12 protein-coding genes and 3 pseudogenes are annotated in these 13402 nt (G+C 68.5%); 8 read left to right on the plus strand and 7 right to left on the minus strand.

Annotated elements, in window-relative coordinates; translation table 11 throughout:
- Window positions 1-157 precede the first annotated feature (157 nt).
- Entirely contained in the window at window positions 158-934 is a 777-nt protein-coding gene (locus ACIRF9_RS41055; protein ID WP_403833338.1) for a DUF6193 family natural product biosynthesis protein, read from the plus strand.
- Between the two features lie 152 nt (window positions 935-1086).
- Here ACIRF9_RS41055 and ACIRF9_RS41060 read toward each other — a convergent pair whose 3' ends face one another.
- The 4 genes and pseudogenes from ACIRF9_RS41060 to ACIRF9_RS41075 form a co-directional block, all read right to left on the minus strand.
- Entirely contained in the window at window positions 1087-1755 is a 669-nt protein-coding gene (locus tag ACIRF9_RS41060) for a hypothetical protein (protein ID WP_403833340.1), read from the minus strand.
- Between the two features lie 224 nt (window positions 1756-1979).
- Window positions 1980-2538: pseudogene (locus tag ACIRF9_RS41065) on the minus strand (transposase family protein); the annotation flags it as partial.
- A 150-nt stretch (window positions 2539-2688) separates the two neighbouring features.
- Window positions 2689-2964: a hypothetical protein gene (locus ACIRF9_RS41070; protein ID WP_403833342.1), complete on the minus strand. Its 276-nt coding sequence runs from the start codon at window positions 2962-2964 to the stop codon at window positions 2689-2691.
- Window positions 2965-3068: 104 nt separating this feature from the next.
- Window positions 3069-3786 (minus strand): annotated as a pseudogene (locus ACIRF9_RS41075) (transposase); the annotation flags it as partial.
- A gap of 291 nt (window positions 3787-4077) precedes the next feature.
- On the opposite strand from ACIRF9_RS41075, the gene ACIRF9_RS41080 reads away from it, so the two are divergent.
- From ACIRF9_RS41080 to ACIRF9_RS41090, 3 genes are all read left to right on the plus strand, one after another.
- Complete coding sequence (locus ACIRF9_RS41080; protein ID WP_403833344.1) at window positions 4078-5340, plus strand: DUF3500 domain-containing protein; 1263 nt, start codon at window positions 4078-4080, stop codon at window positions 5338-5340.
- Window positions 5337-6770 (plus strand): HupE/UreJ family protein, encoded by a 1434-nt coding sequence (locus tag ACIRF9_RS41085; RefSeq protein WP_403833347.1) that lies wholly within the window; start codon window positions 5337-5339, stop codon window positions 6768-6770. The genes ACIRF9_RS41080 and ACIRF9_RS41085 overlap by 4 nt, the downstream gene beginning before the upstream one ends.
- A gap of 250 nt (window positions 6771-7020) precedes the next feature.
- A complete protein-coding gene (locus ACIRF9_RS41090; protein ID WP_403833349.1) occupies window positions 7021-7416 on the plus strand; it encodes a VOC family protein in 396 nt (131 codons plus the stop codon).
- Between the two features lie 392 nt (window positions 7417-7808).
- Here the strand turns inward: ACIRF9_RS41090 and ACIRF9_RS41095 are convergent, their stop codons facing one another.
- The gene (locus ACIRF9_RS41095) at window positions 7809-8351 is read right to left on the minus strand and encodes an ArsR/SmtB family transcription factor (protein ID WP_403833352.1); all 543 of its coding nucleotides are present in this window, start codon (window positions 8349-8351) and stop codon (window positions 7809-7811) included.
- 57 nt (window positions 8352-8408) lie between these two features.
- On the opposite strand from ACIRF9_RS41095, the gene ACIRF9_RS41100 reads away from it, so the two are divergent.
- Entirely contained in the window at window positions 8409-9314 is a 906-nt protein-coding gene (locus ACIRF9_RS41100; protein WP_403833355.1) for a S41 family peptidase, read from the plus strand.
- 68 nt (window positions 9315-9382) lie between these two features.
- Here the strand turns inward: ACIRF9_RS41100 and ACIRF9_RS41105 are convergent, their stop codons facing one another.
- On the minus strand, window positions 9383-10054 hold the full coding sequence (locus tag ACIRF9_RS41105) for a DsbA family protein (protein WP_403833357.1): 672 nt from the start codon (window positions 10052-10054) through the stop codon (window positions 9383-9385).
- Between the two features lie 122 nt (window positions 10055-10176).
- Here ACIRF9_RS41105 and ACIRF9_RS41110 point away from each other — a divergent pair, with 122 nt between their 5' ends.
- Window positions 10177-11082 (plus strand): helix-turn-helix domain-containing protein, encoded by a 906-nt coding sequence (locus ACIRF9_RS41110; RefSeq protein ID WP_403833360.1) that lies wholly within the window; start codon window positions 10177-10179, stop codon window positions 11080-11082.
- Between the two features lie 344 nt (window positions 11083-11426).
- Here ACIRF9_RS41110 and ACIRF9_RS41115 read toward each other — a convergent pair whose 3' ends face one another.
- Window positions 11427-11732, minus strand: coding sequence for a hypothetical protein (locus ACIRF9_RS41115; RefSeq protein WP_403833363.1), 306 nt, complete (start codon window positions 11730-11732; stop codon window positions 11427-11429).
- A gap of 91 nt (window positions 11733-11823) precedes the next feature.
- Between ACIRF9_RS41115 and ACIRF9_RS41120 the strand changes: the two are divergent.
- Window positions 11824-12027, plus strand: a pseudogene (locus tag ACIRF9_RS41120) (transposase); the annotation flags it as partial.
- 178 nt (window positions 12028-12205) lie between these two features.
- Complete coding sequence (locus ACIRF9_RS41125; RefSeq protein WP_403833365.1) at window positions 12206-13249, plus strand: IS5 family transposase; 1044 nt, start codon at window positions 12206-12208, stop codon at window positions 13247-13249.
- Window positions 13250-13402: the final 153 nt, after the last annotated feature.

The raw sequence follows: 13402 nt of genomic DNA on the forward strand, positions 1-13402 counted from the left end.
GGTCGGTGATCCTGACCGGCCACGCCGGCCAGGTGGGCGGTGGGATCGGCTGCCGAGCCTCGTTGCAACTGCCGGCCGCTGCACTGCAGTTGTTGGGGCGCATGTGGGGAGGCGGAAGAGAGGCCGCGGTCGCGCGTCGCGGCGGCAGACTAGGGAGGTGGACTCTGACCTTTACCCTGATCTGGCTGCTGCGGGCAGCCTGGCCGCCGCGCTGGAACAGCAGGCGGCCGAACTCGGTGTCGATCTCACAGTGGTACCCGGCGGTTGGGGCCCACTCGTTTCGGCCGGCATCGCCTCGTCGGTCCCTGAGCGCAAGCCGCTGTCCGTTCACATCGGGGCCGAGAGCCGCTGGTTCGGTGTCTCCGGCTGGAGTCGTGGGGTCGAACTCATCACCGGAGCCACGCCCGACTTGGCGGATGTCGTCAGGGCCGGAGCGGCGTGGGGGCGGGGCAGGAGCCTGGGGGAGCTGCGGGCGGAGCTGTCGTTTCTCCGCTCCAGCGAGCGCGCCGAAGCTCACGAACGCGGGCCGGCCGCGGTGGTGGAGCTGCAGTGGCGCACGACGCGGGAGGAGGCGGCCGAGGAACCGGATTTCACAGGGTTCGGCGAACTCGTGGAAGCGGCTCATGCCGAACCGAGGCTGCGGCAGCTCTATGTGTTCTCCAGCCACTGGACGCTCGGCTTCAGCTCCTGCACTGGATACCCGTTCCGCGCTGAGGTGGCCATCGTCCCCTCACACAATGGCAGCCCATTCCACCTGAAGCAGCATCCTCACTCCGACGACGTTCTCGGCGAGGCCGCCACAGCCGAGGAAGCCGTCGCCCTGGCGGTGCGCCACCTCCCCACCGATCTCGGCCCGGCCGTCACGGGAACCGCCGAACAAGAGGCTGAAGCGGACGGCGAGATCCAACTGGCCACCCACGGTCGCGGGGGATGATGCTGCGTGGTGGCCGGTCAGGCGGCCTGCGTGGGGTCCTGGGGGAGGGGCGCGGAGCATCCGGTAGAGCACGTCGGTGCGCCGGCGTGAGGGGCAGATCACGGCGGCGTTGCGCTGTGCCTCGAGGTCGAGTGGCCTTGGCACGCTCGCGCTCAGGGGCAGCTCTCCTCGAACTTGACCGCGGTGAACTCGACAGGCTGTCCGTTCAGGTTGGCGCCGGCCTTCGGGGTCTGGGTGCACACCTTCCAGTTCGACTCGACGAGGATGAACCGTTCGTCGCCGGACGCGTCCTCCACGGTGATCGACGTGCCGGAGTCGAGGGCGGCTCGCGCAGCCTTCACTGACTTGCCGGCGAAGTTGGGCATTGTCCCGTCGGTGACCGTGGGCTCGGCCTGGTCCTTGGCGGGGCATGTCTCCTTGAGCTTGACGGCGCCGAAGTCGAGTTCGGTGTCCGGCGGCACGGTCTTGCCGACGGCGACGTTCTGGGAACAGACCTTCCAGTCGCGGTCGAGGATCTGCATGCGGGCGCGGCCGAGGGAGTCGTGGGAGGTGAGGACGTAGAAGCCCTGTTCCTGCGCCTTGTCCTGTGCGCTCTGGAGGCCCATGCCGACGAAGTCGGGGACGGCCTTGCTTTCGGTCTCGTTGCTGCCCTTGGCGTCGATTGTGGCTTTGCCGACGGGTGTGCCGGTGCGGGCCGTGGACGTGGCGGAACTGCCGCTCGTCGCCCTCGTACCGTCGTCATTGCCGCCAATGGCGTTGCCGATGGCTCCGAGGACGACGACTCCGCCGGCAATGCCACCGATCAGTTTCCAGTTGGCCATGTGTGCCCCCGTTGGTGCGAGTTGTGGTGAAGGGTGAGCGTATGAGGGGGTGCGGAGGCGTGTGGGGTGTGTGGCTGTTCTGTGACCCGAACGGGTGGCGCGCGCACGGCGGTAGGACTCCCTCGTTCACATCACCCGGCAGGGTCCTGGGGAAACCATGCGCCACACCGGCATGATCACTGCTGCCCTGCTGTTGGCCGGGCCGCTTTGAGCGGGATGCCGCCGACGACTACCATGGCCTGTTCGCCGAGACAGCGGATCTTGGCCTGGGTGCTGTTGTGTCGCCGCTGCCGGCGTTTGAGCCGACGGCCCCTGAACGGCACCCGCCCGGAGCCCTGGTAAGCCTTGTCCGCCCAGCACTTGACGTCGGCTTCAGTGAGCGCATCGATGATGCCGTGGCGACGCGCGGCGTTTGTGTTTTCCGGAGTAGTACGGGGTGTCGGCGGCGATCCTGTCGATCGGCAGCAGGGTGCCGTCCAGGATCACGAAGGCTTTCGCCCGCACGGTCTTCATCGCGTCGGTCAGGGTCGGCGCGGCGGCGGCCAGGACGTCGATCACCTCACGTATGTACCGGTACACGGTCGCGACGCCGATGCCGAACCCGGCGGTGAGCCGTGCGTATGTGTCCCCGCACCGCAGGTGGGCGAGGACGAGCAGGACCTGTCGGCCGACGGGCAGCCGTCGCCACCGGGTCCCGATCTCTCGCTGCGGGGCACGGAGCCGCGTGGTCAGGTAGCGCAGGGTGCGGCCGGACAGATCGATCGACGAGGGGTAGGCAAGCACGCGAGGCTCCCGGCGGACACGGTGATCTTGGTCGAGAACCCGTCCATCAGGAGCTTCGTCGTTCCGTACAGCTGGCAACCTCCAACTCCTGGCCGCCGCAGTCAGGTTGGAAAAGGCTCACCGCCGTCGGGTTGCGGGTGATGCGTCGGGTCATGAAGGGGGGAGTGCGGCCCAGGTGATGTCCTGCCTCGGATGCTCTGAACCGAGGCGGTCTCGTAGGGCGTCTCTGGTCAGCCCCTTGCCGGTATCGGCGATGATGCGGCTATGAGCGTGCGGCATCCGCAGAAGGTTGGCCAGGGGCACGTGGTTGCCCGATACGTCGCTGTTGAACGGCGGTATCTGAAACTGCTGGGTGGCGGTTTCCTCCGCCTCGGACAAGCAGTGCGAGCTGCCTTTACCGAGGCCCTGCTGGCCGATGCGCTTCATTGGAGGTCTCTTGCAGCATCAGAGGTGCTTCGTTCGACAGCTGCTGACGGTGCGCCCGGTCACCTGGCTGAGGTCAGGCGTCCCGAGGGCGGCCGTGGTCCGCTGGTCGATCGAGGTTCCCGAAGACTTCGTCGTCGGGGCGAGGCCGGCGTAGGAGGCCAGGCGGGCGGCGGTGGGGAAGCCGGCGCCGTCGCCGTCGGTGACCGGCAAGGTGGCGGCGGCCCTGACCGCGCCCCCCGGAAGCGAAGTCAGGACCGCGGAAAGAGGGTGTGTCTCCAGCAACAGCCCGATCCGCGTTTCCAGGACTCGTCGCTGTTCGTGGACGGCCGCGAGCGAACGGGCCAGGGAGGCAATCACGATGTCGAGCGTGCCGGCGCCTGGGGCGACGACGGTCCGCTCGTCGAGCGCGTCGAAGAACTCGTCGATCAGCCGGGCAGCCATGCGCGGAGCCTTGGGCCGGATCACCGCAACGAGCCTTCGGTGACCGGCTTTTCGTAGCGCGGCTGAGGATCCGTGGCGTTCCAGCAGCCAGGTCACGACCTGGTGGTCCATGCGCGGGCCCAGGACGCGCTCCAGGCTGGGGGTGGAACTGGGTGAGCAGCCCAGGCATCGGTTGGAGGTGCGGGTCGCCTCCGCCGCCAGGCCCTCGTCGAAGCCCACCAGCACGGTCAGCTCGGAGGTGATCTCGTCGGTGAGTTCCAGCGAGCGCAGGGTGTGCGGCATCGTCCGTGCGGCGTCCACGATCACCGCGGCGTCCTTGGCGTCGGTCTTCGCCTCGCCCGGGTAGAGGTCGGTGATTCGCCGCACCGCCGGCGGCGGTATTCGGCACCGTGCTGGAGATCGTGGACCAGCCCGCCTTCATCGGCGCCCCGCCCCGAAAATGCGGCTCCGTTTCGGCGGCTGAAACGGCGATAAGAGCAACCTGTGAACGAGCCCAGCGTTTGCTCTCAATACGCGGAGCAATCGCTCGAAAAGGGGCGCGGCCCGGACGTTGTGCATTGAGCTGTCAACAATATTGCTGATAGTTCTCTCATCAATCGCGCGCGTGTCCTGGACGGTGCCGCAGGAAGAACCCGCGGTACCGTCCCCCATCCTTGTCTTCAGGGAGTCTTCGTGAGCAAAGTGAGAACGAGTCGGGCGCGCAACCGCCGGGCTTGGCGGGGTGTCGCCGGCGTGGCCGCCGGTGTGGTTCTCGTCGGTGGAGGGTTCGCGGCGGCCAACGCGTCGACGACCACGGACGACGCGAAGAAGGCGGGCGTCCATTACCCGGTGAACAAGAAGGCCACCGGCGTCGCGGCCGTGGTCAGCGCCGCCAACGCGTTCCTGAACACGTTGGACTCCGACCAGCAGGCTTCGACGGTCCTGGACTTCTCCCAGGCGAACGCGACGGCGTGGTCGAACCTCCCGTGCGCCGGGTCCTGCCGGCCCGGTATCGAGTTCGGATCGCTGAGCGAGGAGCAACTGGCCGCCGCCGAACAGGTGTTGAAGGTGGCCCTGGGGTCCGACAAGGACACCGGCTACGACCACGTCATGCAGACCATTCTCGCCGACGACGTGCTCGCTTCGGCGGAGTCCACGAGCTCGGCCTCGGCCACGTCCTCCGGGGAGCCCACCGACTCGGCGTCGGCCGAGGCCTCCGCGGAGGCGAGCGCGACCCCCACCGACCTCCCCACGGGCGCTCCGCCCTCCAGCGGCACGGGCGGCGGCCCCGGCGGCTTCTCCTACGGGAGCGGCTACTACTACCTGGCATTCCTCGGCACCCCGTCGGCAGACGGCTCCTGGCAGCTTCACTTCGGCGGCCACCACCTCGCCGTGAACATCACGTACAAGGACGGCAAGGTCTCCGGCGCCAGCCCGTTCTTCTCCGGTATCGAGCCCACAAGCTGGACCGCGGACGACGGCACCACGTACGAGCCGATGGCGAAGTTCCGTAACGGCATGCTCAAGCTGACCGGCAGCCTGACCAGCGAGCAGCTGGCCGCGGCCAAGCTGTCGGAGTCCTTCGGCGACGTCCTCCTCGGCCCGGGGTCCGACGGCGAGTTCCCGGAGACCAAGGAGGGCCTGAAGGTCAGCGAGCTGTCGCCCAAGCAGCAGAAGCTCGTCCTCGCGGCCATCCACCCGTGGGTCGCCGACGTGGACGACGCCACCGCGAAGCAGCTGATGAAGACGTACGCCAAGGAGCTGAAGGACACCTACGTCAGCTACTCCGGCGGCACCGGCCTGGACACCAACGGCGACTACGTCCGGATCGACGGTCCCAGCGTGTGGGTCGAGTTCATCTGCCAGACCGGCGTGGTCTACCGCGACAAGATCCACTACCACACCGTGTACCGCGACCACACCCGCGACTACGGCAGCGAGTTCTCCTTCTCATGACCGGACCGCGAAACTGGCTGACGGCACTGGTTCGCATGGTGGCCGGGATCGCGATCGTGGTACCGGCGACGCTCCTGCTCGGGGCGTCGCCGGCCGCCGCGCATCCGATGCCGCACTCGGTGGTGCAACTCGACGTGCACCAGCACTCGGTGAGCGCACGGCTGGAGATCCCCATCGACGAGCTCTCCCTGGCCAGCGGCATCGAACTGAACAACACTCTGTCCGGGAAGGCCGGCTCGGTACGCGCCTATCTCGGCGAGCACATCCGGCCGACCACCACCTCCGGCAAGGCCTGGCAGGTCAGCATCGGCGCGCTCAGCCTCAGCAACGCCGAACAGACATCGACCGGCGTCTACCGCGAGCTGGTCGCCGAGGCCGTGCTGACGCCGCCGACCGGCGCCGACGTACGGCGCTTCACCTTCGACTACGACGTCATCGTCCACCAAGTCGTCACGCACGTCGCACTAGTGACGGTACGTCAGGACTGGGCGGCCGGGCAGGTCGACGGCGAGGGCACCACCCAGGTCGGCACCATCCGCATCGACACCCGGACCATGACGGTCCCGGCCCTGAAGGTCGACCTCGGTGACGGCAGCGCCTGGCGCGGCTTGCTCGCCATGGTCGAGCTGGGCGGCGACCACATCCTCACCGGGACCGACCACCTGCTCTTCCTGCTGATCCTGCTCCTGCCCGCGCCGCTGGCGGCCCGTGAGCGCCGCTGGCACGGCCTGGTGGGCGCCCGTGCCGCACTCGTGCGCATCGGCCGTATCACGCTCGCCTTCACTGCCGGGCACTCCGTCGCGCTTGCCGCCACCGCGCTCGGCCGCCTGGACATCCCCGGTTGGCCGGTCGAGGCGTTCATCGCCGTGAGCATCCTCGTCGGCGCTGTCCACGCCATCCGCCCGCTCTTCCCGGGCCGGGAGGCGGTCGTGGCCGGGGTCTTCGGGCTCGGCCACGGCATGGCGTTCTCCTTCGTGCTGGCCGAGATGCACCTGGCCACCGGACAGCTCGTGACCAGCCTCCTCGGGTTCAACCTCGGCATCGAACTGGTCCAGCTCCTGCTCGTCTGTCTCGCCCTGCCGTCGCTGCTGGTGCTGGCACGCCTGCGCGTGCAGCCGACGCTGCGGCTGACCGGCGCGGTGCTCACCGGCACGGCGGCCGTGGCGTGGCTGCTGGACCGCCTGGGGCTGCCCAACCCGGTCGCACGGGCCGCGGACAGCGCCGGGTCGCACACGACGGTGCTGCTGGCCGGGCTGGTGGGGACAGCGGTAGCGGCCGCGGGCTGGACGCTGGCCACCCGGCGACTCGCAGCGGCCGAGAGCCCCTCGGAGTCGCAGTTCGTGCAGGACGGCGAGGCCGCTTCGACGTCCGCCGACGGAGCCTCCGAGGCGCAGCTCGACCAGGGCAGCCGTATCACCTCCGCCCCCTGACATACCTGGAAATCGTCGATATCAGGAGACGGGGGCCGGCCGTTGCCGATCGCCAGTGGCGGAGCACCCGTCAGGTAGGCCACCGTGATCACCATGTGCCGCCTTGAGGTGCTGATCCTTTCGGCCGTCGCAGGAACTGAGCGAGTGCGGCGGAGGCGGTACAAGCCCGTCCGATGTCCCTGATCAAAAGATCTCGGATCTGTCGGGCGGCGACCTACGCTGAGCCCCGTCCGTACTATCTGGGAGAAGCATGACAAGCAGGTTCACCGAGCTGACCGTTGACTGCCACGATCCGGAGAGGCTCGCGGCCTTCTGGTGCGAGGTCCTGGACTTCAGGGTGATCGACCGGAGCGAGGGCAAGGTCGAGATCGGCTCCTGGGTGCCGACCGTCGAGGATGTCCGGGCCCGCCAGATGCCGCCCACCGTGGTGTTCATCCGTGTGCCCGAGGGCAAGACCGTCAAGAACCGGCTTCACCTCGACGTCAGCCCGATCGACGGCAGCACCGAGGACGAGGTGACCAGATTGCTCGGCCTCGGCGCCACCAAGACGGACGTGGGCCAGGGCCCAGACCGGAACTGGGTGGTCATGGCCGACCCCGAGGGCAACGAATTCGACGTCCTGCGCACCCTGGCACCGCGGGACTAGACCCAATGCCGTTGCGTCAGCCGGCCGGCGTACGCTGCTGTGCGGTGCTTCCGGGGGTGGTTGGGTGTCTGCGAAGGTCCGGTCCCTGTGCACCCACCTCCTGCTGGACGCGCAACTGGCCGACCGGGAGTTCCTGGGCCTGCCGCTGTGGCGGGGCCCTCGCCGACAGCAGTGCCGATCCGTTGTGGCGGGTGCCCGCCAACCGGGTCCTGCTCTGACCGTCGAGCCGGGCAGTTTTCCCCCTGAACTGCTGGTCGGAACCCTCCTCCTGCTCCAGCATGGCCTGCTCGAACGACTCCTGCCGCACAGACGCCTGCGCGGCCAGCCCCACGTCGTCAAGGCAAGATGTTTTCAACTACCGGCCCAGACCGACCGAACACCACGCCAGGCCGCTAGGTGGAAGTGGTGGTGCTGGTCGGCAGGGCCTGCTGATAGAGCGCTACCAACACGCCGTGCAGGGGCTGATCCTCTGCATTCTCCTCGGCCTCGTCGACCAATTTGGCGAGGGCCACGCCGAGTTCTCTTGCCCTCGTGGGGCTGAGACGCAGGTGGCGCAGTGTCAGGTGGGTCTCGGCGGGTGAGAGGTCCAGCTCCTGGGCGACCGCGGCGAGCATCGCGGCGGTGCCTGCCGCTTGGGGTTCGGCGACGACCATGTGGCGGGCCATGCGCTGGTAGTACTGCTCGGTGCCGCCGCGGACCTGGCGGGTCTCGGCGACGTGGACCAGCCCGGCCTCGCGGAGCACTTTGAGGTGGTGGGCCACGTTGCCCTTCGTCGCGTCGAGCCGCGCCGCAAGCTGCCTGACGGTGGCAGGCTGATGGCCCAGGGCGAAGAGCAACCGCTGTCGCAACGGATGGGCGAGGGCCGCGAACTGCTCAGGCGCAACGATCTCCAGAACATCCTCAGGGGGTGGCAGATAGGGAGGCTGATCACGCATACCAAAAGTGTCTAAACTCTTTGACGCTTTCGCAAGGGCAGTGCTCTACTCCCTGCCATGACGACTCCGACGAAACTTCCGCCGGCTCCTGTCATCGACGAGACAGCCCGGCTCCTGATCGAGCACTACGTCTTCCCCGAGATAGCCGAGCAGCTCGCCGGCCTGCTGCAACGACGCCTCGCCGAGGGCGCCTACGACGTCGACGACGCCGAGGAGCTCGCCCGTCTGGTCACTGCGGACCTGCAGTCCGTCAATGGCGACCGACACCTGAGACTGAAGCACCACGCCGACCCGGTTTCACCGGAGCAAGGGGCGGCCACCCGGGACGCCATGCGCCGGGACTTCGACACCTCGCTGGGCGGTGCGCCCCGGGCGCAGTTGCTCGACGGAGGGGTCGCCGTGGTGGAGCTGGCGCCGATGCTGTTTCCGCTGGAGTGGGCCGCCGAACCGCTGAGCGCCGCGCTCACCCTGGCCTCCCGCGCCCAGGCGCTGATCGTGGACCTTCGCGCCAACCGGGGCGGCGATCCGGACACGGTCGCCTTCGTCTGCAGCTATCTACTCGACGAGCGCACCCACCTCAACACCATGCACTGGCACGGCGGTGAGCGCAGCGAGCAGTCCTGGAGTCTGCCGCACGTTCCCGGCGCGCGCTTCGGCGGCAGCAAGCCGTTGTATGTGCTGTCCAGCGACAGCACCTTCTCTGCCGCTGAAGAGCTGGCGTACGACCTCCAGCAGCTCGGCCGCGCCGTAGTCGTCGGCGAGCGCACCCGCGGTGGCGCACACCCGTGCAAGGGCTGGACGGTGCACCCACACCTGGAAGCCACCGTCCCTGTTGGCCGCGCCATCAACCCCGTCTCCAGTACGAACTGGGAGGGCACCGGTGTGCAGCCGGACATCCCCTGCGCTGCTGCTGACTCCCTCGCCCGCGCACACGCGCTGGCCCTCGCCCGACTGGCAGGCTGACCCGGTCCAGGTCATCGACAGCACTGCGCGCAGCGCCTCCCCCTTCGCGGGTGGGCAGCGCTGAGGGCTCAGGCGGCGGTGGCGGCCAGGTGCTGGTCCAGCGCGCGGGTGAGAGCGTCGGCCGAGGCGACGGGGCCGCCCATGCGGTCGGTGCCGTGTGCGGTGTGCAGCAGGAGAGTCGGGTAGCTGTCGACGCCCAGGCGGCGCACCTGGTGGAAGTCGGCCTCCGCCTCGGCGCGAGCGGCGGGGGAGGCGTAGGCCGCGGCCACCGCGTCCGGATCCAGACCCAGCTCGGCCGCGATGTCCCGGTAGACCTGGACGTCGGAGAGGCTGCGGCCGTCGAGGTACCAGGCGCGCTGCATGGCCGCGCCGGCTTCGAGGGCGTTCGCGCCCGGCCGGCTGCGCAGCGCGACCAGACCAGCGGCGGCGTCGGCGGAGTCCATCACGACGGTGCCCTCGGCCAGCATCCGGCGGTAGCCGGCGCCGAAGGTGACGCCGGTCAGCTGGGCGATGCGCTCGTTGGCGCCGGAGACGTGCGGGTAGGCCGCCACCGGCAGGGCGCGAGACCCGGTGAACAGGCCGCCGGACAGCACCCGCAGCTCGATCCGGCCCGCGTTGGCGGCGGCGAAGCCGTGCAGGGCCGGACCGAAGCCGTAACACCAGCCGCAGTAGGCGTCAAAGGCGTAGGTCAGCCTCGCGCGGCCGATGGAGTGCTCCTGGTTCGCGGGTTCGCTCTTCATGGGGTAGGTCGTCCTCTCCTTGGATCTGGTCTGCCTGCCAGCCGACCGCCGCAGCGGTGCGCTGCGGTCACACCAGAAACGTAGGAGCAAAATCCGGCGCGACCCGGATACGCTGGCGACTCATGATGGTCAGAACTGGACACCGGGCAGGAAAACCCATCCCTGATGTCGGTTTCGCTGCCCCCGTGGGGACACCGGCCGGGCTGGAGGTGCTCTCCCTGGCGGTCCTGCGCGAGCGGGCACCGGTCCGTCTCGGCAAGGGGCGGATCACTCTTCCTCAGCGCCCGGACTTCCACCACCTGATCACATTGTCCGAAGGCCGGCTGCGGCACACGGTCGACTTCACCGGCTACACCCTCGCACCGGGGGCCTGGCTGTGGGTGCGTCCCGGCCAGGTGCAGCAGTGGGGCGACCTCGAGAAAGCCGAGGGCACTCTGATTCTCTTCGAGCGTGACTTCCTCGACCCGGCCACAGTGGCCGCGGCCGGCCTGGACGAACGGCACGCGCCGCCGCTCCTCACACCCGTCGGGGAGGACCGTTCAGCCCTGGAGATCGCGTCCGCGCACCTGGAGCACGAGTTCCACGCCCTGGGCCGCGTCCCGCTGGAGGCGCACGTGCTCATCCTTCGCCAGCTGCTCGGCGCGCTGGTCCTGCGCGCCGCCCACATCCAGGCCCCGGGCAGCCCGGCCACCGACCCGGGCGAGCCGTATGTGCGGTTCCGTGCCGCGGTGGACCGCGACTTCGCCGGCGTCCGTCGCGTCGAGGACTACGCCCATGCCCTCGGCTACTCGGCGCGCACGCTCTCCCGCGCCACGCTCGCGGCCGACGGAGTCACCGCCAAGGAGTTCATCGACCGCCGCGTCCTGCTGGAGGCCAAGCGGCTGCTCGCCCACAGCGACCAGTCCGCCGCCCGGATCGCTGCCCAGCTCGGTTTCTCCAGCGCCACCAACTTCAGCAAGTTCTTCCACCGGCACACCGGCAAAAGCCCCCTTGGCTTCCGCGGCACGATCCGGGGCACACAAAGCTGAGCCGGCCGGAAACCACGCTCTCGGCTGTTCGGCAGGTGCCTTCAAAACTCGTGACGATCCGCGGAGTCCTCGGCCGGACGACGACGTCAGAACTCGTGGTGATCGGAGAGGTCGTGGACGTCTTGGGGACCAGCATGGGTCTGGTCGTCCCGGTGACGGCACTGTCGATCATGATCCTGCACTACGGTCTGGACAGCTCTGCCCCAAGCTCGTCGGCGGGTCGGCCACGCCGGACGACGCCGAACGCGTGCTGGGTGTGAATGGTGCCGACGCTCTGACAGGTGCCCTGCAGGTGATCGACGGGGACTACCCGCACCCCTCCATGTGCGAGCTCACTTTCACGATCACCCGCTCGACTCGCGGTCACCGTCCAAGGCCGACCCGACGATACGGATCATCGCATTGTGGTGTTGCAGATACCACAGCAGCCCTCGGGTGAGTGATCGCGCGCGTGCCACGATCCCGAGGGGAATGAGGATGACCGCCTGATCGGGGGTGAGCTGCCGGGGTCGGCAGTCGAAGGAACCCTGGCCGAGTTCGACCGCAGAACCGAGCCCGAAAAGGAGCGGGACGCCGTGGCCGACGACGTCATGGCCCAGAGCTGCCTCCTCCTCGCGCTGTACGAGCTGGTGCACGTCTCGGCCCGGCACGACCCGCTATTGATGGCCGCTCGGGCTTACTGCCTCTAACAAAAGCGGTGTGATCATGTGACTGTCGGCTTGATCGCTCGTTGGTGTGAGCATGGGCAAGCGTCAGTCGCGGCCATGGATCGTGTCGGACGAACTGTGTTCGCTCATCGAGCCGTTGCTGCCGGAGCCGTCGCCGAAGCAGGTCGAGGGACGGCCACGAGTGCCCGACCGGCAGGCCCTGTGCGGCATCCTGTTCGTGTTGCACACCGGCATCCAGTGGGAGTACCTGCCTCAGGAGCTGGGCTTCGGCTCGGGTATGACCTGCTGGCGCCGCCTTGCGGCCTGGAACGAGGCCGGCGTGTGGGACCAGCTGCACCAGCTGCTGCTGGACAGGCTGCGGGCGAGGAACCAGCTGGACTGGTCGCGGGCGGTGATCGACTCCTCCCACGTCCAGGCCGCTGGCAGGGGCCCAAAAGCGGACCCAGCCCGGTCGATTGCGCACGCCCGGGCAGCGAACACACCACATCATCACCGACGGCCAGTGCATCCCGCTCGCGGTGTCACTGACCGGCGGCAACCGCAACGACATCACCCAGCTGCTGCCCCTGCTGGACAAGATCCCGGCAGTGGCCGGAGTCGTCGGCCGGCCACGCAGGCGGCCCGAGATGCTCTTCGCCGACCGAGGCTACGACCACGACAAGTACCGCCGGTTCCTGCGGCAACGCGGGATCCGGCCGGTGATCGCCGAACGGGGACAGCCGCTCGGCACCGGTCTGGGCACCTTTCGTTGGGTTGTCGAGCGGACGATCTCCTGGCCGCACGGCTTCCGCCGCCTACGGATCCGCTGGGAACGACGCGACGACCTCCACGAAGCCTTCCTCGGACTCGCCGTCTGCCTGATCACCCACCGGCACGTCCAAAGGCTTTGTCAGGGCCAGTTAGCGCCCGGGTGCCAGGACGGTGAGCACACCCGATGGGATCCCCAGCAGAACCAATCGGGACAGAAGTGCTGCTTCCTGTTCCTGCGTGACCTCAATCCACAGGGCCGTTCCCGAGTCGCTGGCACTGAAGACCAACCGACCGTCCCGCCAACCTTCGGCGTGGATTGTGTAAGGAGCCAAATCCGACAGCACTTCGAACTGCCCGTCGTCTCGGACATCAATGTCGATCCCCATCCCAGGATCGGCGCGCCTGGAGCGGCTACCGCGCACGAGCTCCTCCTGGGCCAGCAACAGGGCGCGCTCATAGGAGTGCAGGACCTCGGACGGCCAGGCGTCATCGCTGTAGGCGTCGATGTGGACTGCGTCGATGCTCGAACGCAGCACGTGAAGCGCTTCGCGATGAACACGTACAACGTCCGCCGGGCGAACTCCGTCCGCGAGTACAAGCTCACGGACCCAGGCGTCATCCTGACCGATCATATGCAGGACCCTCCCACAGGCAGTCAGTCGACTCCACAGAGAAAGCTGCCGCAACGTGATCATTGCCAGACACGGCCTAGTAGGACTCCGTTAGGTCTGTCCCGATCTCGGCCTTGAGTGTGACCCGCTGGGCAGGGGTTGATGGCAGGTTGCGCAGACGCCGGTCCAGCACCTCACTGGCTGTTCTCTATCCGCTCGGGTGGTCGGTGGGGTTCGAACAGGGGCCTGGTTCGGGTGAGTCGGCCGATGCGGATGCATGGAAGAAGGGCC

The organism is Streptomyces sp. NPDC096132 (assembly GCF_044763345.1).
GTDB lineage: Bacteria > Actinomycetota > Actinomycetes > Streptomycetales > Streptomycetaceae > Streptomyces.

Excerpts from the sequence above, each read along its gene's own strand:
- ACIRF9_RS41060 (WP_403833340.1), bottom strand. The coding sequence starts at position 1,755 with ATGGCCAACTGGAAACTGATCGGTGGCATTGCCGGCGGAGTCGTCGTC.
- ACIRF9_RS41070 (WP_403833342.1), bottom strand. The coding sequence starts at position 2,964 with ATGAAGCGCATCGGCCAGCAGGGCCTCGGTAAAGGCAGCTCGCACTGC.
- ACIRF9_RS41085 (WP_403833347.1), top strand. The coding sequence starts at position 5,337 with ATGACCGGACCGCGAAACTGGCTGACGGCACTGGTTCGCATGGTGGCC.
- ACIRF9_RS41090 (WP_403833349.1), top strand. The coding sequence starts at position 7,021 with ATGACAAGCAGGTTCACCGAGCTGACCGTTGACTGCCACGATCCGGAG.
- ACIRF9_RS41095 (WP_403833352.1), bottom strand. The coding sequence starts at position 8,351 with ATGCGTGATCAGCCTCCCTATCTGCCACCCCCTGAGGATGTTCTGGAG.
- ACIRF9_RS41100 (WP_403833355.1), top strand. The coding sequence starts at position 8,409 with ATGACGACTCCGACGAAACTTCCGCCGGCTCCTGTCATCGACGAGACA.
- ACIRF9_RS41105 (WP_403833357.1), bottom strand. The coding sequence starts at position 10,054 with ATGAAGAGCGAACCCGCGAACCAGGAGCACTCCATCGGCCGCGCGAGG.
- ACIRF9_RS41110 (WP_403833360.1), top strand. The coding sequence starts at position 10,177 with ATGATGGTCAGAACTGGACACCGGGCAGGAAAACCCATCCCTGATGTC.